This is a genomic window from Nostoc sp. (assembly GCF_036917355.1).
Taxonomy (GTDB): domain Bacteria; phylum Cyanobacteriota; class Cyanobacteriia; order Cyanobacteriales; family Nostocaceae; genus Nostoc.
This window is the reverse complement of the sequence record NZ_JBALDP010000032.1, coordinates 16558-38086: the sequence shown is the minus strand read 5'-3', so window position 1 is coordinate 38086 and position 21529 is coordinate 16558. Positions and strand designations below refer to the sequence as shown.

The 21529-nt window shown below is 43.3% G+C and carries 13 protein-coding genes; 6 read left to right on the top strand and 7 right to left on the bottom strand.

The features are described from left to right. Positions 1–359 precede the first annotated feature (359 nt). The 5 genes from V7K53_RS09510 to V7K53_RS09490 all read left to right on the top strand — a co-directional run bounded on the left by V7K53_RS09510 (position 360) and on the right by V7K53_RS09490 (position 8475). Entirely contained in the window at positions 360–1172 is an 813-nt protein-coding gene (locus V7K53_RS09510) for a class I SAM-dependent methyltransferase (RefSeq protein ID WP_335197280.1), read from the top strand. A 253-nt stretch (positions 1173–1425) separates the two neighbouring features. Beyond that, positions 1426–3402, top strand: coding sequence for a CHASE3 domain-containing protein (locus V7K53_RS09505; protein ID WP_335197279.1), 1977 nt, complete (start codon positions 1426–1428; stop codon positions 3400–3402). Next, a complete protein-coding gene (locus tag V7K53_RS09500) occupies positions 3371–4918 on the top strand; it encodes a sensor histidine kinase (RefSeq protein ID WP_335197278.1) in 1548 nt (515 codons plus the stop codon). Before V7K53_RS09505 ends, V7K53_RS09500 begins: the two co-directional genes overlap by 32 nt. A 256-nt stretch (positions 4919–5174) precedes the next feature. Continuing rightward, on the top strand, positions 5175–5618 hold the full coding sequence (locus tag V7K53_RS09495) for a response regulator (RefSeq protein WP_335197277.1): 444 nt from the start codon (positions 5175–5177) through the stop codon (positions 5616–5618). Positions 5619–5682: 64 nt separating this feature from the next. After that, positions 5683–8475, top strand: coding sequence for a response regulator (locus V7K53_RS09490; protein ID WP_335197276.1), 2793 nt, complete (start codon positions 5683–5685; stop codon positions 8473–8475). Positions 8476–8682: 207 nt separating this feature from the next. On the opposite strand, the gene V7K53_RS09485 is transcribed toward V7K53_RS09490, so the two are convergent. Further along, entirely contained in the window at positions 8683–10185 is a 1503-nt protein-coding gene (locus tag V7K53_RS09485) for an HlyD family efflux transporter periplasmic adaptor subunit (protein WP_335197275.1), read from the bottom strand. Between V7K53_RS09485 and V7K53_RS09480 the strand changes: the two genes are divergently transcribed. Next, positions 10174–10554 (top strand): hypothetical protein, encoded by a 381-nt coding sequence (locus tag V7K53_RS09480; protein ID WP_335197273.1) that lies wholly within the window; start codon positions 10174–10176, stop codon positions 10552–10554. The genes V7K53_RS09485 and V7K53_RS09480 overlap by 12 nt on opposite strands. 28 nt (positions 10555–10582) lie before the next feature. Here the strand turns inward: V7K53_RS09480 and V7K53_RS09475 are convergent, their stop codons facing one another. The 6 genes from V7K53_RS09475 to V7K53_RS09450 form a co-directional block, all read right to left on the bottom strand. After that, complete coding sequence (locus V7K53_RS09475; RefSeq protein WP_442940478.1) at positions 10583–13528, bottom strand: peptidase domain-containing ABC transporter; 2946 nt, start codon at positions 13526–13528, stop codon at positions 10583–10585. 23 nt (positions 13529–13551) lie between these two features. After that, positions 13552–14352, bottom strand: a complete 801-nt coding sequence (locus V7K53_RS09470; RefSeq protein ID WP_335197272.1) for a peptidylprolyl isomerase — start codon at positions 14350–14352, stop codon at positions 13552–13554. Between the two features lie 158 nt (positions 14353–14510). Next, complete coding sequence (locus V7K53_RS09465; protein ID WP_335195122.1) at positions 14511–15269, bottom strand: PPC domain-containing protein; 759 nt, start codon at positions 15267–15269, stop codon at positions 14511–14513. A gap of 451 nt (positions 15270–15720) precedes the next feature. Then, positions 15721–16011 carry a hypothetical protein gene (locus V7K53_RS09460; RefSeq protein WP_335197271.1) on the bottom strand — a complete coding sequence of 97 codons (291 nt, stop codon included), beginning with the start codon at positions 16009–16011 and terminating at the stop codon, positions 15721–15723. Between the two features lie 885 nt (positions 16012–16896). Further along, the gene (locus V7K53_RS09455) at positions 16897–17661 is read right to left on the bottom strand and encodes a PPC domain-containing protein (protein ID WP_335195126.1); all 765 of its coding nucleotides are present in this window, start codon (positions 17659–17661) and stop codon (positions 16897–16899) included. 481 nt (positions 17662–18142) lie between these two features. Then, positions 18143–21265 carry an efflux RND transporter permease subunit gene (locus tag V7K53_RS09450; protein ID WP_335197270.1) on the bottom strand — a complete coding sequence of 1041 codons (3123 nt, stop codon included), beginning with the start codon at positions 21263–21265 and terminating at the stop codon, positions 18143–18145. Between the last annotated feature and the right edge of the window lie 264 nt (positions 21266–21529).

Here is a 21529-nt window from a genome sequence, read left to right as displayed (position 1 = left end):
GATTTAGACATGGCTCAATTAACGCTGTCGCATTTGTTTCTACTGACAGAGTACCGTTACTTGAGCTTTTTTTGACTTTCCAAACATCCTCTTAGGGAATGTCAAAAAATAAATTCTCCAATACTCCAATAAATGTACAGAGGGTTCGCGACAGCGTAACGTACTCTGTACAATTTACATATAGCTATCGTTCCGCTGCTTGTTTGTTTTAACCAGCACCCTAAAGGATCGATAGCTTTCTTGTGAATTGGCTCAATTAAAAACTGTCTGGAGTATTGCTCTATTGTATTTGCAGTTTATTTCTCGTTCCCAGATTGGAATCTAGGAACACCAGTAGCGAGTGTAAGTAGGAGATGATTATGCCGAAATGGAACGCAGAAAAAAAACAGGTGTATCGAACCGAGGTAATTCAACGCATCACCGCAACGATGCCCTCAGTAATGCAGGAATATGCCTCAATTAATTGGGAAGAGGAACTCAAAGGCTACCATACCGAGCATGAATATTACCCTGACTATATCCACGCCCCCATTCATGGGTCAACTGATTCCTACACTAATCCTCAGTCGTGTTTAGCCTGGGATGCTGCGATGGATGCCATTATTCCCCTCAGCCACAATGTTAGTTGTCAGCAGTTGCGCGAGACAATGGTTGAACTAATTCCTCAAGACGCTCAAATTGAGACGGTGCTAGAGCTTGGTGCAGGTACGGCTGGTGGAGCGCTGGCACTGGCACAGCGGTTTCCACAGGCCACTTTTCGCATTACTGATGTTTCACCTTATATGCTGGTGATTAGTCAGCACAAATTTAACAAGGCTGGATTAAGTGAGCGGGCATCCTTCGAGCAGGTGGACGCTCGTAACACTGGCTACCCTGACAACTCTTTCGATCTTGTCACATCATCACTACTCTTTCACGAGACACCTAAAGAGTGGACGCCTAAGATTCTGAAGGAGATGTATCGGATCGCCAAACCCGGAGGTTGGGTACTATATGCTGACACCTATCGAGGTGAATACGCCCTCAGTGCTTCTTTTCAAGAACCGTGGTTGGATGACTTTATCCATTTCAACTTCGAGTACGAGTTTGCGAAAGCAGGTTTTACAGAACTCAATTACATCCGCTATGCCGTGGGTTTGTGGTATATGGTTGGCCGGAAGCTAGAAATGTGAGGAAAAAACAATAGACTTCTTGCATAAGTCGGGAAAGGGGGAAGGGGAAAAGGTTCTGTATTGCCCTCTTCCCCTTTAACCTTTACCCTTTTCCCCTCTCTGCAAAAAGCACTTTTGCAAGAGGTCTAATGACAACAGAAGTTGGCGTTGTCCCCTAGACAGTCCTGAAGCTCGTGTTCAAAGCAGCTACATAAACAAAGTTATTTTCAAAATAGTGTCGTTTACTGTACAAGTGCTGCTATAGCATAAGTAAATGCTGCAAATTACTCAAGTTGCATTCAGGCGTAGGCTGATCGGTGCGATCGCTCTGCCAATTATCCTGTTATTGTCATTGTCAGGAGTTTCAATCTGGCAAATTAACCGTTTGCTTTGGGCTATGCACTGGGTTGAGCACACTGACCAAGTAATTGCCAGAGCAAATGGCTTACAAAAACTATTACTCGATCTGGAGACAGGAGTCCGTGGATACCAGCTCACAAGTAACCCAGAATTTCTTGAACCTTATCAACAAGCAAACTCTACCATTAATACTACTTTTGATCGGTTGGGTGATTTAGTTTCAGATAATCCCCAACAAAGTCAACGCTTAAGGCAAATCAAGGCAGAGGAAACAGGCTGGAAGAAATCTATTTCCCAAGCGGTCGTCCGCAAACAAAGAGGCGAAACTGAACCCCTATCAGCAATTGAGGTTCGCAAACACAGCATGGACGTGATGCGAAATCAAATTACTAATTTTATTGCTACTGAAGAACAGCTACGGTATCAGCGCAACCAAGCAGTCCAACAGACTACTGAGCGAGTCATCTTTAGTAGCATAATCTTGTCGCTTGCTGCTGGTGGCGTCCTTGCCTTTTATATTCGACGGCAAATTTCTCATGTGTCTGACAATTACGAAAATGCTCTCAAAACTGCCCAAATACAAACTGAAAATGTTCAGCTTTCTGCCCGCAGACTTGCCGCTTTACATAATATTGACCGAGCAATTCTAGCAGCCGAGTGTATCAAATCTCTAGTCCGAAGTGCGCTGACACAAATGCGTCAGTTAGTACCCTATGAGCAAGCATTTGTTGCCCTATTTAATTTTGAGGCAGGTATAGCTGAGATTGTGGCAGGCAGCAGCACTAAAGAATTACAACCCCTTGAAGGCACAAAGATTTCAGTATCAGACTTTGCGCCTGAGCAAAGCTTACGGCAAAACCTTAGTTATGTTAAAGACTTGACAAATATTGAGCTTTACCCACCTGTGTTAGCACGGTTGCATTCGGCAGGAATGCTTTGTTGTCTGCGGATTTCGATGTTAGTTGAAGAAACGCTGCTAGGAGAACTCAACTTAGCGGCGACTCAGACAGCCGTTTTTGATGCTCAAGCACAAGATGTTGTGCGTGAGGTGGCGGCTCAATTAGCGATCGCTATTCAACAATCTCTGCTACGCGAACAACTTCAAAATTACGCTTTGGAACTAGAACAGCGTGTTGTCGAGCGCACTGCACAGTTGCAAGAAACAAATCAAGAGCTAGAAGCATTTACTTACACGATATCGCACGATTTACGGGCACCGTTACGTACTATGCAAGGCTTTGCTCAGGCATTGCAAGAGGATTACACAGACAAACTAGACTCCGTTGGGCAAGAATACATTCAATATATTACAGAGGGTGCAGTCCAAATGGACACCCTAATTGCTGAACTCCTGGCATACAGCCGCCTCAGCCGTGCCCAAATTAAAATGCAAAAAGTTGATTTAACTGATGTTGTTGAGGAAGCTTTAAAACAATTCAGCAAAGAACTTCAGGAACAGCTTGCACAAGTCACGGTAACAAAACCCTTGCCGCTAGTGATGGCTCATCGCTCTACGCTTGTGCAGATAGTAACCAATTTACTCAGCAATGCGATGAAATTTGTGCAGCCTGGAATACAACCAAAAGTAGAAATCTATGCAGAAGAGCAGCAAGATTCGATACAATTGTCGATTGTAGACAACGGCATCGGCATTGCACCAGAACATCAAGAGCGCATTTTTCGGGTTTTTGAACGACTGCATGGCGTAGAAATCTATCCAGGTACTGGTATTGGTTTAGCAATTGTCCGCAAAGGGTTAGAGCGAATGGGCGGTCGAGCCGGAGTAGAATCGCAATTAGGTACTGGTAGTCGCTTTTGGATTGCCCTGCCAAAAGCCCTTCCTCACAGCAAGCATACGAATGACGCAAGTACTCCGCATTCTGATAATTGATGACAATCCAGGCGATCGCGCTTTACTAATCCGAGAACTGAGGCGAGAATTTCCGCAATTTCAACCTCAAGAAATTCGCGAAGCCTCTGGCTTTGCTAGTGCAGTAGCAGCAGGTGAATTTGATTTGGTCATTACTGACTATCAACTAGGCTGGAGTACTGGACTAGAAGTTTTATATACAATTAAGCAACAGTATCCCAACTGTCCAGTGATTATGTTTACTAATACAGGTAGTGAAGAAATTGCGGTAGAGGCAATGAAGTCTGGGCTAGATGATTATGTCCTCAAATTACCCAACCGCTACATTCGCATACCAGTTGCTGTGCGAGTTGCACTAGAACGAGTAGAAACCAAACAACGAGCTACCTTACTTGAAATCCGTCTTCAAGGTTTGCTCAACCAATTAAAAGTAGGTATATTTCGTACTTATCCAGATGGAAATTTTATTGAGTGTAACCCAGCATTTCTGGAATTGTTGGGGCTGGATTCATTATCCCAAGCCTCAGCGATGAATCTATTAAACATCCATGAATACTACTCAATACTACAAAAGCTGCCGCCACCTCAACAGCAAGAGCAAGAGATTAAATTACAACGAGCAGATGGAAGACTGATCTGGGTTGGATTAAGCATAGCCCTGAATGCCCTTGAGGGACAACAGGTAATAGATGGCTTAATTGAAGATATTACATCTCGTAAACAAGCCGAAATTGAAATTCAGCAACTCAACCAAACCTTAGAGGAGCGAGTCAGGGAGCGTACTGCTGAATTAGAAGTAGCAAATCGAGATTTAGCGCAGAAAAATCAGGAATTAGCAGTGGCTAATCAAGATTTAGAAGCATTTACTTATTCAATTTCCCACGATCTGCGCGAACCATTACGCGCTATCCAAGCGTTTGGTTCAATCCTCCTAGAGAACCAGGATAGAGAATCTAACCTAGAGAACCAACAAAACTATTTGCAGCGCATTATTGCAAGTACACAGCAAGCAGACAAGCTTGTTCAGGATCTGCTTGAATATAGTCGCCTCAGCCGGACTGAAATGCCATTACAAGCTATTAACTTATCTTTATTGATGATACAAATACTGAGACAGCTAGAACTAGAAATAACGCAGCGACAGGCGAGAGTGCAAGTTGAAGAGCCTTTAGCTGAAGTTACGGGAAACCCTACTATTTTGATTCAAGTAGTTACCAATTTACTAACCAATGCAATTAAATTTGTTGCACCGGAAGTCCAACCTCAGTTACGGATATGGACTGAGAAAGGTAATAAATTGGTTCGCTTATGGGTGCAAGACAACGGTATTGGTATTAAGGAAACACACCACAAACGCATCTTTAATGTTTTTGAGCGCCTACACAGCTATGAAGTTTATCCTGGTAGTGGTATCGGTTTAGCAATTGTCCGCAAAGGAGTCGAACGTATGAATGGGCAAGTTGGTGTAGAATCCCAACCTGGACAGGGAAGCCGATTTTGGATAGATTTACCTATAGTTATAGATGGAAATCCCTAAAATCTTTTAATCCTCTTGATTACGGGCAAATATAAAATTCTTTCTACGCTCTTAAATATTTGGTGCAAAACCCTTACCTTATGCGCTGAGGCGCACAGTAAAGGATGAAAAACTTTTTTCCCCCTGCCTCACTTCTCCTGTCGGAGACGCTGCGCGTAGCTTGCTTCCACGTTCGCGCAGCGTGCCGTAGGCAAGTGGTACAACTACACTCAGTGACCACCTGCCCCCTGTCCCCTGCCTTTAAAGATAAAATTTCATGAGTAAAGAGCAAGACACTATTTTACTTGTAGAGGATAATCACAAAGATGTACTTCTGCTGCAACGAGCGCTCCGCAAGGCTAACATTGTCAATCCAGTTCAGGTGGTAAATGATGGCGATGCAGCAGTATTATATCTCTCTGGAGAGGAACCTTATGGCGATCGCACTCGTTATCCCTTACCTGTACTAATCTTGCTCGATCTAAAACTACCCCGCAGATCCGGGGCTGAGGTTTTGATGTGGTTACGGCAGCAACCAGAACTCAAGCGCTTACCGGTCGTAGTTCTCACCTCATCGAGAGAGTATGCCGACATCAATCATATTTATGACATAGGTGTAAATGCTTACATAGTTAAACCAGTTATTTTTAATGAATTAGTAGAAATTGTTATAACCCTTAATCTCCATTGGATTATTTTTAACGAAAGACCGCAATTGTAAACTGTTTGAACATTTTTTGGGCATTATTGTCACTGTTACCCTTACGTAAATGTAATGTAGTTAGATGTTACGCATTCTTCTAATTGATGATAATTTGAATGACCGCCTACTGGCGATTCATGTACTAAAGCAAGAGTTTTTTGACCTCCAGTTTTACGAAATTGTTCAAGCAAAAGACTTGGAACAAGCATTAGAAACAGGACAGTTTGATTTAGTAATAACTGACTATCAATTACGCTGGAGTGATGGCTTAACCGCGATCCGGGCAATTAAAAATCGTTATCCTGATTGCCCAGTAATAATGTTTACCAGTAGTGGCACTCAGGAAATTGCTGTTGAGGCCATGAAATCGGGATTAGAAGATTACATTATCAAGTCTCCTAAGCACTATGTTCGATTACCCGCAGCAGTCCGCCGAGCAATAGAGCGGACTGAAGCTCAACGTAAAGCAGTCAGGCTAGAATCACGCTTTCAAACCTTGCTGAATAATTTAAATGTAGGAATTTATCGCTTAACGGCAGATGGTACTTTACTCGAAGGCAATCCCGCATTTCTGCGGCTGTTAGGTTTAAATTCTCTAACTGAAATGCCCGCAAGTCAAACCCTTGAGCCTTATTTCCAACCATTGGACTATGCCCAAGTTCTCAACCAATTAAAGCAAAATAGTGAAATCCGCGATCGCGAGATGCAATTGCGACGAGCGAATGGTACTTTCATTTGGGTGCGAATTAGTACAACTTTTACCCAAGTAGATGGTAGAACCGTTATTGACGGCTTAATAGAGGATATTAACGAACGCAAACAAGCTGAAAAAGCTCTACACCAAAGTGAGGAACGCGCCCGCCTTGCCGTTAATATCAGTCGGCTTGGGACTTGGCATTACGATCCCAGTACGAACCTCGTCGAGTTGGACAAGCGGATGTGCGAGATTTGGGGCGAGCCGGATGACACCGCGATTATCCCTCTATCGATAGCGATCGAGCGCATCCACCCAGATGACCAGGAGCGTGTAGCGAACGCCGTTAGCAATGCGCTCGACCCAATGTCGTCGGGTACTTATGAAATTGACTATCGGCTCGTCTGGAACGATGGAACTGAGCGGTGGATATTCGTTAATGGGCAGGTGCAATTTGAGGGAGAGGGTGTGTCCAAACAGGCGGTTAGCTTCCTGGGAACCGCACTCGACATCACCGAACGCAAACGAGCAGAGGAACGGCTGCATCTGCTGTATGAAACGACCAGCGATTTACTGGCGACGGAACATCCCATGCAGTTGATGAATAACTTGTTCAGCAAGCTCTCAGCCCAGCTAGAGTTACATTCTTACTACAACTATATGGTTGAGGTAAAAGATAATCAGCAAATGCTGCATCTGAGCAACTATGGGGGAATCTCTGAGGCAACAGCTCAGTCGCTGGAATGGATTAAAGTTGGTGAATATCTTTGCGGGCTGGTGGCACAACAGCGGCAGCAAATTGTCCTCGATCGATCGCAAATCTCCACGCATCCCAACGCGCAGCTTGTCAGCTCAATTGGCATCATGGCTTATGCTGGACAACCGTTGATTGTGCAGGGACGGTTACTGGGGACACTCTCGTTTGCCAGTCGCACCCGTACCTGCTTTACTCCCGAAGAAATCGATCTGCTGCAATCCACTTGCGAGCAAATGGCGATCGCTATTGAGCGGGCAAATTTACTGGCTTCAATCCAGCAACAAGCTCAACAATTGCAACAAGCTAACCGAATTAAAGATGAGTTTCTGGCAGTGTTATCCCATGAGTTGCGATCGCCCCTTAATCCGATTCTGGGTTGGTCTAAGCTGCTCCAAACCTCTAAGCTTGACGAAGCCAAGACCGCTTATGCTCTGAGTGCGATCGAACGCAATGCCAAGTTGCAGTCCGAACTGATTGAAGACTTGCTAGATGTCTCCCGAATTTTGCAAGGTAAACTTAGCCTGAAAGTTTGCCCAGTGGATCTAGTATCGATCGTTAAAGCTGCAATGGAAACTGTACAGTTGGCGGCTGAAAGTAAGTCAATTCAAATTCAGATGAGGCTTGAACCAAATGTAGGGCAAGTTTTAGGCGATCCAAATAGGTTACAGCAAGTGATTTGGAATCTCGTCTCGAACGCGATTAAGTTCACTGACATCGGGGGACGAGTGGATATCCATCTCAAACAAGTTAACTCTTTTGCCGAAGTCACTGTTATCGATACAGGTCAAGGGATTCACCCTGACTTTCTCCCCTATGTGTTTGAATACTTCCGCCAAGCAGATAGTGCTACAACTAGAAAGTTTGGTGGACTGGGGTTAGGGTTGGCGATCGCTCGTCACTTGGTTGAATTGCATGGCGGAACTGTTCAGGTAGAAAGTGCAGGTGAAGGTCAGGGGGCAACCTTTACTGTGAGACTGCCGCTCATGGCAACTCCATCTCAGAAGAACGCGGATAGTAAACCGTCTGAGCCATCCTTAAATTTGCATGGCATCAAAGTTTTGGTGGTAGATGATAACACAGATACACGGGAGTTTATTGCTTTCATGCTAGAGATGTATGGGGCGAATGTAACAAGTGTCACCTCAGCCGTTGAAGCTCTCGCTACTTTAACCAAGTGCAGAGCAGATGTGCTACTCAGCGATATTGGGATGCCAGAAATGGATGGCTATATGCTGGTACGTCAGCTGAGAGCCTTGCCGTACCAACAGGGCGGGAAGATTCCAGCGATCGCCTTAACAGCATTTGCTGGAGAAATTAACTATCAAAAGGCTATAGAGGCAGGTTTTCAACGGCATGTTCCGAAGCCTATCGATCCAGCAAACCTGGTTGAGACGATTACTGATTTGGTTAAACAGAGCCAGTGAGGGAGGCAGGGGGCACACTTCGACTACGCTCAGTGACCAGGGAGGCAGGGAGGCAGGGAGGCAGGGGGGCAGAGGGGCAGGGGAGGCAGGGAGAGAAATAAAAGCTTAACCCAAGCGTATTGGATGTACAACGATTTTATTTTGGTTTTGTTCAGATATGGGTGTACGCCGTAGGCTTCTAGGGGAGAGGTTTTTCAATCTTTTTGTTTAGCGCAGAGACTTTAAGCTTTCAGTCTTTTGTACTAAGAAATCAGTGAAGATGCTCATAATGGTGCGCTGACGTAATTTTACATTAGCATTAATGGACATCCCTGATTGCAAGGGAATTTGACGCTGATTAATTAGTAACTTCTGCCCATGTAGGCGGACTTTTGCGGAAAAACGCCAGAAATTATAAACTTGGTCTGGAGGTAGGGCATCAGAGCCAATCTCAACTAGTTCGCCTTTGATATCACCATACTCTTGGAAGGGAAAGGAATCAATTCTCACATCCACTTGTTGCCCTTCTTTGACAAAGCCGATGTCGCGGTTGGTGATGTAGACGTTAGCAACCAAGTTACCACTAGGAACGAGTTTCAGCAGGGGTTCGCTGGAATTAACTACAAATCCTGCTGTTTTGGCTTTGAGTTCAAAGACAGTTCCATCTACGGGTGCTGTAATTTTTTGATATTTCAGGGTTTGTTCTGCCTGAGTTAATTTACTATCAATCTCTCCAATCTGACTATTAATTTCATAGAGGCGTTTCTGATTATCTACAATTACCTTAGTTAATTGGCTGTCAATTCCGGCAATGTTTTTGTCATTATCTGTAATTTTGGCTAGTAAATCTTCTTGAGACACAGCCGCAGTATTGCGAAATTTTTGATTTGATTGTGCGATCGCTAATTGTAATCGTTGCTGTTCCCGATTCAATCGAATCACTTCAGCTTGTTTGCTGCTGACATCCTGCTGTTGTTTCAAGTACTGCACCTGAGAAATCGCCCCCTGCTGCGCTAGAGGTTCAAACTTGCGGAGAATTTGTTGATTAATTATCAGCAACTCTTTAGCGCTAGTTAATTCCGCTTGAGTTTGGAAAAATTGCTGTTGTGTCTGTCCCGTTTCTAAATTGGCTGTGGCTAAACGCGATTCCAATTCTATTTGGCGATTTCGCAAGCGTAACTGTTGCTCTCTTGTAAGAATATTTCCAGCAGTCGCACCATTTAACTGTGTCCGGTACAACTGGTTTTCGGCAATAATCGCGGCTCGGCTCTTGGTCAAGAAGGCTAGTTCTGGTTTAATTTTCAACAGAGCAGTTTGCTGTGCCACTTCTTGTAGTGATATGTTGCCTTGAAGCTGACGGCGATAAAAATCATTTTCTTGCTCTAGCGACTGTTTCGCCAGCAATTGAGCCGCCCGACTTTGCTTTAATGAAGTTAACTCCGCCTCCGAAGAAGTTTTTTCTAGGGTAACGAGTGTTTCACCTTTTTTGACTCGCTGACCATCTTTGACTAGAATCTCATTGACAACACCATGAATCGGAGCCTGAATTTCTTTGACTGCACCCTGTGGTTCCAACTTGCCAGTAGCATGAATTGATTCATCAATTTGGAAAACTGAGGCCCAGATTACGGTGAAGGCGCTAACTCCAACAATAGTCCAGGCGATCGCTCGCGACCAAGTAGGAGTTTGTTGTAAAAGTACTGGTTGATCGAATTTATATTGAATATTCATAATAAATGGGGAATGGGGAATGGGGAAAGGGAAAGGGGAAAGGTTCAAGTTTTGAGTTCAAAAGCTCAATGTTCAAGCAAAAAGGCTCAACTTCCGAGTTCAAAGGCTCAACGTTCAAGCAAAAAAGTGCAACTTCCGAGTTCAGAGGCTCAACGTTCGAGCAAAAAGGTGCAATTTCCGAGTTCAAAGGCTCAACGTTCAAGCAAAAAGGTGCAACTTCCGAGTTCAAAGTCTCAACGTTCGAGTAAAAAAGTACAACTTCCGAGTTCAAAGGCTCAACTTCCGAGTTCTGGGGCTAAAGTGTCGAGTTTTAAGCTTGAAGTTTCATTATTTAAAGTTGAAGCAATAGTATTTACTGCTGACAAATGACAAATGACGAATGACTAATGACTAATGACTAAACTTTCGCTTCCTGTTGCTGATACAGACAGTAGTAATAACCTTTAAGCGCCATCAATTCTTCATGAGTTCCCTGTTCTACTACAGCACCTCGATCCATCATTAGAATGACATCGGCATTGCGGATTGTGCTGAGGCGGTGAGTAATGAAAAACACTGTTTTATCTTGGAAAGCTGCCGCCAAGTTACGGCAAACTTGGGCTTCGGCATTGTAATCTAAGGCGCTGGTAGCTTCATCAAGAATCAGTAATTGCGGGTTTTGCAGGACAGTACGAGCGATCGCTACTCGTTGGCGTTGTCCCCCAGACAGTCCTGAACCTCGTTCGCCCACACGGGTGTTATAGCCACTTGGCAAAGACATAATAAAGTCGTGGGCAAATGCTATCTTGGCAGCAGTAATAATTTCTTCATCGCTAGCATCAGGATATCCCAAGGCAATGTTTTCGCGGATTGTGCCATCGAATAGTAAGGTATCTTGTAACACCATACCAATCTGACGACGTAAGGAATAAAGTTCTACTTTGCTGATATCATAGTCATCAATCAAGATTTTGCCGGACTTGGGTTCGTAAAGTCGAGGTAATAATTTTAGTAGTGTGCTTTTACCGGAACCACTTTGCCCAACAATTCCCACAAAGGAGCCAGCCGGAAAGTCTAAGTTAATATTGCACAGTTGCAATGGCCCGTGTTCCGAGAAACTGAAGCTGAGATTTTCAAAGCGGACACTACCTTGAACACTGGGCATAAGGATATTTTGACAGTTACCGATTTCTACTTCTTGAGGAGTGTCTAAAATATCAGCAAGGCGTTGCAGAGATAGGGCGGTTTCTTGGAAGTTCTGCCAAAGTTGCATTAGGCGTAACAAGGGACTGGTGACATAACCAGCTAGGATGCGGAAAGCGATGAGTTGTCCCAAGGTTAGGTGCTGATTGAGGACGAGAAAAGCTCCCACCCATAGCACTAACATACTGGAAAACTTGTTGAGAAAACTGCTAACAGAACCGGCAGTAGTTTGGGTAGAGACTGTTTTGAAACCTGCGCTGATGTAACGAGCATAGCGTTCTTGCCATTGCCAACGCGATCGCATTTCTAAATTTTGCGCCTTGACTGTCTGCATTCCCCCCATCACTTCCACTAAATAAGATTGCGTCTCGGCATTGCACTCAGCTTTTTCTTGCAATTGTCGCCGCATCACAGGTGATACCATCAAGTTGAGCAAGCCAAACAGCGGTACTGTTGCCAAAGCTACCAAGGTCAACACTGGGCTGTAAATCGCCATCACTAAAATGTAGACTACTGAAAATACAGCATCCATCACCACAGTTAAAGCTGTACCAGTCAAGAAAGAGCGAATGTTTTCCAGTTCATGAATTCGCGTTGCCAATTCTCCCACAGGACGCCGTTCAAAGTAAGATAATGGCAGACGCAACAGGTGATTAATCACCTCAGAACCAAGGGCGAGGTCAATTCGGTTAGTAGTATCTGTAAATAAATGAGTGCGGATACTGGTGAGTATTGCTTCGATGACTGCTACTACTAGCAAAAAGATGCCAAAAACTTCCAGGGTATCAGGACTGTTACCAACCAGTACTTTGTCAATAATCACCTGTGTGGCGAGGGGATTTACCAGCCCAAACAGTTGAATCACAATGGAAGCAATTAGTACTTCAATTAATACTTTGCGATAACGCCGCAGTGAGGGTACAAACCAACTCAAACTAAACCGCGCCTTGGGAGTATTTTTGGTGGTTTGCAGCAGCAGAACTTCTCCTTCAGCCCCCCAGTTTTCCGCAAAGTCTCGGAGTTTGTACCGCAGTAGTCCCATCTCTGGAACGGCAATGAGTAACTCTCGATCGCTATTTTTGTAAATAATTGCAAAACTATCTTGCCAAGAAATCATTACTGGTAATTGCAAGCGTCCGACTGCGGTAGCGGGGACTTTTACCATCTGTGTTGTCAACCCCATCAACTCAGCAGCAGCGGCGCAAAATTGCAGAGATATAACACCTTTCTGTTCGTACTGCTTTGTCAACACTCGCTGCAATGTATCTCTGCGCCAGGAGATGTTAAAGTATTGGCTCAACATCTGGAAGCAAGCTAGTGTTGCATCCAGTGGCCCTCTACCTTTGATATAAGGAAACTTCTTTTGTTTACCCTTAGCTGCTGGTGTTTCTGTGACAGTAATTTCTGAGGCGTAGGGAATCTCTGTGGGTAAGAGTGTTTTTGGTGTAGGAGAAGCGAGATTTTCTCTAAATATTGATTTGGGCAATCCCACCAGACGCATATTTGTATTAAATTTCAGCTTGGGATTAAGTTCATCCAACTCTAGGCGACTCCCCACAGGGAACTCAGCATCAAAATTACTGCTGACTAACCACAAAAATTCTGACTCCAACTGCTGGCGGAAAACTTTGCGTGCAGGAATTGTTTGGATAATCGCAACTTCAGTTGCAGCTTGGGCAAGCTTAACTATATTCCTGCGGCCATCTGCGCGACGGCTGAGTTCTTCGGTAAGTAGTTCATATACTTCTAAAAGAGTAATCTCATTTTGCAACGCTTGGACAAAAGCCTCTTCCTGCTTGAGTAAATTTAGAAAACCAGCAATAGGTAGATTAATAGCGATAACTTCAGTAGAAGCGATCGCAGTTTCACAAGCAATACCTCGCATATAACTTACCCAACCCAAAACCTCTCCTGGTGATAGTAACTTCAGTGTCGCCGGATTTGGTCCTTGGGAATTGTAGGTTAATAAACGCGCTTGTCCTTGGTAAATAATGCTAATCCAATTGGGCATAGCTTCCCTGGTTACTATTACCTGCCCGATGCGATAACGACAAAATTGCACCTTGTCGAGCAAATTTTCTAAAACATTTGGTGGTAGATAATTGAAAGGAAATAGATCGGCAATATATTCTTGAATGTCAATGGTTGTATTTGTCATCATCTTGCACCCGATTTTAATAATTTTTAAGCAGCCTTCGCTTCTTGAGGCTGTGCTGGTTTGGTGTTAATTCCCATCCAGGTTTTTTCTTCTGGTGATAGTTGACTTAGTTGCTGTTGAAACCAAGTTTCAAAATTCTCTTGCAGTAATCGTTGGCGCATAAAATCGTCCAACTGGGCAGTTATAAACTTTTCCACGCGTATAATTATCCATGAGTCTCCAAAGGCTACGGGTGGTTGAACTATACCTACTTGACTTGTGCAAAGTAACTGAGCAAAATTAGGAGCGATCGTACCAAGCTCTACTGGGCCGATGATGCCATTTGTATCAGCTTCTGGCCCTTGAGAATATTCACGAGCTAGTTCCGAAAATGATTGTTCTCCTTCTGTAATTCGGAAGAATAGCTCGTTAACAGTACCTCTGCTATTAGTCCGAATTAAAGAATAAATGACCTTGTCAAAATGTCTTTTGTATTTGAGAAAGTAAGATTCTAATTGATGTCCCCAAGTTATTTGCTTGAATTTTTCAACTCTCAGCTTGCGAGTGGCGAAAAGTTCTAATTGTTCTTGAGTTAAACCATAACGAAAACACCAATCTTGGATTTTTTCTTCGCTGTTTAAATCCCAATGCTGATAAAATTGCTCTAGAGCGTGAGATGTTTCGGCTGGTGTGCAGGTAATTGGTGCGATCGCTAATTCAATAATGCTCTGAGATAACAATTGCGGGATTAGATTGTAACTTGCTAAAAAGGGGATAATTTCTGGCGGTAAGATGGCGCTGCCCCTACGCCCGTCATAGACATCGCCTAGTTGTAATGTTTTATTCATAATATTTGTGCAAATATTTGAGCCGTGCAGAGATAAATTGAGAAATGCAAGCGGTAAAGTTCAGGTATAGATTTGTACCGCTTGCATCATTTGCATACTCTTGAAAGCATTGCCGTACAAAGCTTTCAAGTACTACTCACCACTGCTAATGCCTAAACTTAAGCAGGGACAGAGAACTGATTAAAAGTCACGTTGTAGTTAGTGGCGCCAGTGAATTCAGTTACCTGCAAGAAGTAGTCACCACGTACACTAATGTTGGAAATCAGTTCCGAAGTAATACCTCCATTATTAGAGCTGGCAATTACCTCACCTGCATCGACGATACGATTGTTGTTAGAATCTCGAATCACCCGGATATCAGCATCGCTGCTTAATCCTTCCAATCTGATGTCAACACCCTGACGAAATCCCAAAGAGAAGCTGTAAACATCGGTAGTGTTCTGGTTATTGACGTTACCTGTACGAGTGATATTACCTGACAAGTCACCAAGTACAAATTCTCTAGGTAGAAGGTTGCTGGAACTGGCTGAAATCGGAAAAGTTCCAGCAGGTTCAGTCGCAGATAAGGCTAAATTGTAACTGACATTGCCTGAACTACCTGGAGCAAAGCGAGATACTTCCGCAAAAAAAGTACCTGGGCTAGTTTTAAAGTTAATCGCCTCATCTTGGTTGCTTCCGTGATTGGAAACAATTCCAACTTTTCGGTCGAAGTCATCCAATACACCGTTAAGGTTAGAATCCTTAAACAACCGGATATCGGCATCATCACCCGCGCTGATATCTGTGAGAGACAGGTTGATATTTTTGCCACCGGTGGTTTTGAACTGAAAGACATCCGTTGTATCAGATGTAGTTAAATCAAAGTTATTCTTAACAACAGGTGTGCTACCGAGTGTACCAAGATTGAAAAGTGCCATTTTCTTTGTCCTTTAGGTATTGATTGTGATGCGGTCAAGTTCAGATTAAGTTGTGGTTTGCACAGATGTAAATCTTCGATTTAAATCGATATTTACGGGAATTAATGGCTTAGAGTTTGATGAAAATAAATATTATGTATTATTTTCAAGATAGCCTTAGCTGTTTGGTTGTGTGCTTGCCGCGTTCAGAACTTGTTGTTTATCTATGAATCTAAATTAAACTGTTTTTTCAATAAACACAGCATGAAAAAGACTTCTATAGTTAGGTGTTTGTTCAAGTAAATTTCAAGTGTTTTGTATTGTTTAGTCATAAAAAGTCTTATGACTCACCATTGGCGTAATTGAGAATGAGTTTGATAAAATAAGGAATGTTAAGACTTACGCACTAAAGTTTAAAACTTAGATTTCTCCGAGCAGTCCTTAAAAAGGCTACTGTGTACACACAAGTCTTTTAGAGTTGCTGTGTAACGTAGAGTGAGTTAATTTTTATAAGCATTGCAGGTCGATGCATTGGCATTACAGGTCGATGCATAAGCATTGCAGGTCGATGCATTGGCATTACAGGTCGATGCATAAGCATTGCAGGTCGATGCATAAGCATTGCAGGTCGATGCATTAACATTGCAGGTCGATGCATTGGCATTACAGGTCGATGCATAAGCATTGCAGGTCGATGCATTAACATTGCAGGTCGATGCATTGGCATTACAGGTCGATGCATTGGCATTGCAGGTCGATGCATCAAGAGACTTGCGTGTACACTGTAGCTTTTTAAGGGGAGAATTTCTAGAGCCAACTTTTTAATAGGGTTAGAGAATCTGAGTGCGTAAGCCTTGGATATGTGAAGAAGCAGGTGAAAGCTTGCGTCAAGCGATCGCTTTGGCAAACTTTTGTCACACCAAAACTTGTATAGATTGATACGAAAAAGCCTCTGGTAATTCAGAGGCTTCTTATGATTAACTGGATGTTTCTGGTAGTCTTTAAGCGATCGCTAATTTATAAGTTTTCACTCGTCACTTGTTACACTTCACTTCATCAACCGGCGATAGAACCCCACAGACATACATCTGTGCCTAAATCCCTTCCCCGAAGGAAGCTTAAAAAATCTTCAACATCAATTTTGTTGAAATATTTGATCGATACAGCTATAATTTATGCAATGAAGCGGTAAAGTTCAGGTATAACTTTTTGCCGCTTGTATCATTTGCATACCCTTGAAAGCATTGCCGTACAATACTTTCAAGTACTACTCACCATTCCCGATGCCTAAACTTAAGCAAAGGGGGTGGTGAACTAGTTAAAAGTCAAAGTGTAGTTAGTGCTATCTTTGAATTGATCGACCTGTAGAAAGTATTTACCAGCATTATTAATATTGGAAATAATATCTGAGGTAATACCGCTCTTAATAGAACGGGTAATTTCCTCGATTGCGATTAAAGTCTCGAATTAGTTGGATATCAGCATCGTTGCTCAGTCCGCTTTAGTTAAGTCTGATGTAATTTTTTATCTAAAGTCTGGAATAAAAGCGGCAAAGTTCAGATAGAATTCTTTGCCGCTTACATCATTTGCATACCCTTGAAAGCATTGCCGTACAAAACTTTCAAGTACTACTCACCACTGTCGATGCCTAAACTAAAGCAAAGGGAGTGGTGAAGTGGTCGAAAGTCACAGTGTAGTTAGAGGTAGAGAATTGAGTGACTTGCAAGAAGTAGTCACCAGATAAGGTAGTGTTGGAAATAAGGTCTGACGCAGTACCTCCACTAGTAGAGCGTGCAACTTCCTCACCAGCATCAACGATGCGATTGTTGTTAGAGTCCCGAATCAGCCGGATGTCAGCATCGCCGTTCAGTCCGTCCAATTTAATGTTGACACCCTCAAAAAATCCCAAAGAGAAGTTGTAAACATCAGTAGTGTTTTGGTTATTGACGTTACCTGTACGAGTAACATCAGCTGACAAGTTACCAAGTACAAATTCTTTAGGTAGAAGGTTACTGAAACTGGCTGCAAGGGGAAAAGTTCCAGAAGGTTGAGTTGCAGACAAGGCTAAATCGTAACTGACATTGCCTGAACTACCTGGAGCAAAGCGAGATACTTCCGCAAAAAAAGTACCTGAGCTAGTTTTAAAGTTAATCGCCTCATCTAGGTTGCTTCCGCGATTGGAAACAAGTCCAACATTTCGGTCGAAGCTGTCCAATACACCGTTATTGTTAGCGTCTCGAAACAGCCGGATGTCCGCATCATCACCAGCGCTGATATCTGTCAGAGACAGGTTGATATTTTTGCCACTGGTGATTTGGAATTTAAAGACATCTGTGGGATCGGATGTAGTTAAACTGAAGTTATCTCTAACAACAGGAGTGCTACCGAGTGTACCAAGATTGAAAAGTGCCATTTTTGTCCTTTAGGTATTGATTGTGATCTGGTCTTCAGATTAAGTGATGGTTTGCACAGATGTAAATATCGCTTGAAATCGATATTTACTGGAACGTAGTTGCTGAGAATTTGATGAAAATAAATATTATTTATTATTTTCAATAGAGTCTTAGCTGTTTAGTTTTGTGCTTACCGCGTTTAGAATCTGTTGTTGAACCATGAATCTAAATTAAGCTGTTTTTTAAATAAACACAGCATGAAAAAGACCTCAATAGTTAGGTCTTTGAAAGTAAATTTCAAATGCTTTGTATTATTTAGTCATAAAAAGTCTTATTTAGGGCAAACAGTATTGATGTTGCAGTGACATAAAATCTATCAGCATTCTCTAACCTTTACCTGAGAGAGCAGCTTCAACCCAATCTAGCCAAGTAGTTTCCGAGCGATGGTAATTTACTCTAAGCGATCGCTTTACTCACGCTCGATTTTACTAAAAACTATTATTAACTTTTAACTGCTGGCAGATGCTTTTTTTCAGCTTTCCTACTCTGCATACTCAGCTTTTTCCGCCATGCCTCCATATAAATGTAAAACACTGGAGTCAGATAGAGAGTCAAAATCTGAGAGAACAGCAATCCACCAACGATCGCAATCCCTAAAGGACGACGCGCTTCGGAACCGACTCCCGTCCCCAGAGCAATGGGGAGTGTGCCAATTAAAGCTGCCATCGTCGTCATCATAATCGGACGGAAGCGAATCAAGCAAGCGGCATAAATAGCATCAAAGGAATTTTTACCTTCCTTTCGCTGCGCTTCAATGGCAAAGTCCACCAGCATAATCCCGTTTTTCTTAACGATGCCTACTAGCAGAATGATGCCGATGAAAGAGTAAAGATTTAAATCAACCTGGAAAATCAACAGCGTCAATAATGCGCCAAAACCCGCCGAAGGCAGACCGGAAAGAATGGTGATTGGGTGAATGAAATCTTCATAGAGGATACCGAGAATCAGATAAATTACTAAAATAGACACCAATAACAGCACGCCTAAATCATTGAAGGATTGTTGAAAGGTTTGGGCTGAACCTTGAAAGCTAGGAGTAATTGTTGAGGGTAATAGCTCACTGGCTGCTTGCTTGATGGCATCTGTAGCTTGACTTAGAGATGTTCCTGGGAGCGTATCAAAAGAGATAGTTGCAGAGGGGAGTTGAGCAACGTGAGTAACTGTGAGAGGGCCGACATTTTGAGTGATATTAGCGATCGCACTTAGGGGAACCAGTTTCCCTGTACTCGATTGCACATATAGCATCGATAGGGCGCTAGGATCTCGTTGAAATTCCGGTTTTACTTCCAAGATTACATAAAATTGGTCATTTGGGGTATAAATAGTTGACACCTGACTGGAACCATAAGCGGCGCTGAGGGTTTGTTCAACTTGTTGAGCGGTAATCCCAAGAGTTGCGGCTTTGTTGTGGTCAAATTTGACTTCGATTTGAGGAGTGCTGAGTTGTAAATCACTGTCAACGTTCTGGAGTCCTGGTAGGGTTTTGACTTTATCTACAAGTTTAGGAACGTATTGGCGCAAGTCTTGTAAATTCAAACTCTGCAAGGTGAACTGATAAGTAGAATTAGTTTGTTGCCCACCGATGGGAATAGCTGGCGGCGAACGGAGGAATGTCTTAACTCCAACTACACGTCTCAACTTGGGGGTTAGTTCTTGAATGATTTCGTCAGCACTCAGTTGACGTTGAGAACGTGGCTTGAGCCGAATCGTAATTCGCCCAGAGTTTACCGATGCATTCGGTCCACTTGCACCTACAATCGAGTCAACTGCTTCAATATTGGGGTCTTGACGAATGATATCAACAACTTTTTGCTGGTGACGCCGCATATCATCAAAAGAAATATCTTGCGCTCCTTTAGTGTTGGCCGTCAGTTGTCCTGTGTCTTCCGTAGGAATAAATCCTTTGGGGACGATGACGAACAAATAGATGGTCATTACCAGCAGAATGCCAGAACCAATGAGTGTCATCAGGCGGTATTTTAAGACAGGCTTGAGCGTCCAATCATATCCCCGCAGTAGTAAATCAAATGCCCGTTCTGAAACTCGATATAGCAGATTTGGTCTTTGCTGATGCGAACCCAGAAAGCGACTGCATAACATTGGGGTAAGACTGAGGGAAACAAAACCCGAAACCAAAATTGCCACTGCGATCGTCACGGCAAATTCATGAAATAATTTCCCGATTATTCCACTCATAAACATGATCGGGATGAACACCGCCACTAGTGAAAGGGTCATTGACAAAATGGTGAAGCTGATTTCTCTCGATCCCTTTAATGCCGCGTTTAGGGGAGATTCGCCCATTTCCCGATAACGGACGATATTTTCTAACACAACGATCGCATCATCCACGACAAAGCCCACGGAAAGGGTCAACGCCATGAGTGAGAGGTTGTCTAGGGAAAAACCCGACAGATACATTACAGCAAAAGTGCCAATAATCGCTACAGGTAAGGCTAAACTGGGAATTAGGGTAGCTGTTAGATCGCGTAAAAATAAGAAAATTACCAAGACAACTAGACAAACCGACAGAACCAAGGTAAATTTCACATCATTGACAGAGGCTCGGATGGTTTGGGAGCGATCGTACATAATGCCCATCTCAATGGATTTGGGAACTTGTTCGCGGAGTGTAGGTAAAAGTTCTTGGATAGCATCAACAATATTTACCGTATTAGCTCCCGGCTGCGGCTGCACAGCGAGAACAACAGAATGACGGTTTGTTACCTTGCGATCGCTATACAAATTCGAGACTTTGACGTTTTGTTCGCTGTCAATTACCTGTCCCAAATCCTGGAGTCGCACGGTAGCACCATTCTTGTAAGTCACAATCAACTGGCGATAGCTGGCAGCGTCGGTAAGTTGACCGTTCGCCTGAATTGTATAACTTTTGTAAGTGCCAGAGAGACTGCCGGTTGGTAAATTGACATTTCCTTGTTGAATTGCAGTTTTTACCTGATTTAGACCAATTCCCCGCGATGCCAACTCTCGCGGGTCAAGCTGGACGCGGACTGCATATTGCTGTTGACCAAAAACCTGTACCTGAGCAACACCATCAATCATCGAAATTGGTTGACCAACTGTTACCTCTGCGTATTCATCTACTGTCGAGATTGGCTGCGTCTCCGAATACATATAGAGGAAGAGAATTGGTGAGACAGATGGGTTAACTTTACGGTAGGTAGGCGGGTGAGGCATTCCGGCTGGTAGTTGTCCGGCGGCTGCTGAAATGGCGGCCTGTACATCTTTTGCGGCATCTTCCACTCTGCGGCTAAAGTCAAATTGTAGAGAAATGTTAGTGCTGCCTGTGGAACTAGTGGAATTGAATGAATTGAGTCCGGCAATTTCGGTAAACTGTCTTTCTAGGGGTGCGGCGACTGAAGAGGCCATTGTTTCCGGGGTAGCACCAGGGAGACTAGCGGAGACAGAAATAAAAGGATATTCAACGTTGGGTAGGGCGCTGATGGGTAATAGTAGATAACTCATCAGACCGAAGATGAGAATACCCATCATTACCAAGGTGGTCATGACTGGACGACGGATGAAGAGTTCTGAAAGGTTCATGGGTTTTGTTATTGAGTTAAGGCTTAACTCTTTGTCAAAATAGATTTTTAAACGAACCGCAAAGGACGCAAAGAGCGCAAAGTGAAGAAATGCTTAATAGAAGTGTGTTGAAATCTAATTTCAATGTGAGTTTAATAAATGTGTGATGGGTGCAACGGCTCTATCTGTGATTTATAAACATCTCTAACGACTCCTGCACTGCTTCATGAACTTATCTATACTCTTCCTTCGTGTCCTTTGCGTCCTTCGCGGTTCGTTTAAAAA

What these genes read in the sequence shown, in the direction of transcription:
- V7K53_RS09510 (WP_335197280.1), top strand. Translation starts at nt 360, where the DNA reads ATGCCGAAATGGAACGCAGAAAAAAAACAGGTGTATCGAACCGAGGTA.
- V7K53_RS09505 (WP_335197279.1), top strand. Translation starts at nt 1,426, where the DNA reads ATGCTGCAAATTACTCAAGTTGCATTCAGGCGTAGGCTGATCGGTGCG.
- V7K53_RS09500 (WP_335197278.1), top strand. Translation starts at nt 3,371, where the DNA reads ATGACGCAAGTACTCCGCATTCTGATAATTGATGACAATCCAGGCGAT.
- V7K53_RS09495 (WP_335197277.1), top strand. Translation starts at nt 5,175, where the DNA reads ATGAGTAAAGAGCAAGACACTATTTTACTTGTAGAGGATAATCACAAA.
- V7K53_RS09490 (WP_335197276.1), top strand. Translation starts at nt 5,683, where the DNA reads ATGTTACGCATTCTTCTAATTGATGATAATTTGAATGACCGCCTACTG.
- V7K53_RS09485 (WP_335197275.1), bottom strand. Translation starts at nt 10,185, where the DNA reads ATGAATATTCAATATAAATTCGATCAACCAGTACTTTTACAACAAACT.
- V7K53_RS09475 (WP_442940478.1), bottom strand. Translation starts at nt 13,528, where the DNA reads ATGATGACAAATACAACCATTGACATTCAAGAATATATTGCCGATCTA.
- V7K53_RS09470 (WP_335197272.1), bottom strand. Translation starts at nt 14,352, where the DNA reads ATGAATAAAACATTACAACTAGGCGATGTCTATGACGGGCGTAGGGGC.
- V7K53_RS09465 (WP_335195122.1), bottom strand. Translation starts at nt 15,269, where the DNA reads ATGGCACTTTTCAATCTTGGTACACTCGGTAGCACACCTGTTGTTAAG.
- V7K53_RS09460 (WP_335197271.1), bottom strand. Translation starts at nt 16,011, where the DNA reads ATGCATCGACCTGCAATGCCAATGCATCGACCTGTAATGCCAATGCAT.
- V7K53_RS09455 (WP_335195126.1), bottom strand. Translation starts at nt 17,661, where the DNA reads ATGGCACTTTTCAATCTTGGTACACTCGGTAGCACTCCTGTTGTTAGA.
- V7K53_RS09450 (WP_335197270.1), bottom strand. Translation starts at nt 21,265, where the DNA reads ATGAACCTTTCAGAACTCTTCATCCGTCGTCCAGTCATGACCACCTTG.